This window comes from Bacillus sp. 220_BSPC (genome assembly GCF_001054655.1).
GTDB classification, from domain to species: Bacteria; Bacillota; Bacilli; order Bacillales; family DSM-1321; genus Peribacillus; species Peribacillus frigoritolerans.
Map to the genome: position 1 here is coordinate 1 of NZ_JVPL01000059.1, position 571 is coordinate 571.

Consider the following 571-nt stretch of genomic DNA (forward strand, 5'->3'; position numbering starts at 1 on the left):
CATAGTAAGAAGTCAATAGTTATTATTTCTTTCAGCAACCTGCCAAAAGCAATGAAGTTTTTTGCATGTCTTAGTTGGTGCTTATTTATATTAATCCTTTCCCACCATAAAGTCAACACATTTCACAATAAATAATTCTTTTTCTTAAAATTAGGTGAAGAATGTTTCAAGGTCCGTTTTGCTAGGGTATCCCGACAAAACCTTAATGATTTTTATTTTTTGCGCTGTGTTCGTAGAGATTGTTAGTTTATTTCAATTAAGGGGTTTAAGGAGTGATTAAATGGCATATGCTTATACTTTATTTGTTATTTCTATAATATGCTTTGTTTGTTATCGGCTGATTAAAAAGAAATCAGCACCTTCAAATAGATACACACCTTATGATGGACATCACAATGGAATTAAAAATGACGATATAAAACCAATACAGGATACTACAAATCATTACATTCACATTCAATATGAACTGCCATCTTTTTTCGTGACTTATGAAAACAAAAAAAGACCAGCCGGATGGCTGATCTTTTCAAATGGCTTGGCGGCGTCCTACTCTCACAGGGGGAAACCCCCA

General features: G+C 33.6%; 1 protein-coding gene. It reads left to right on the forward strand.

What is annotated here, in order from left to right; translation table 11 throughout:
* Positions 1-280 precede the first annotated feature (280 nt).
* Positions 281-571: hypothetical protein (locus ADA55_RS30265; RefSeq protein ID WP_048679152.1), on the forward strand; the 291-nt coding region annotated here is incomplete at its 3' end.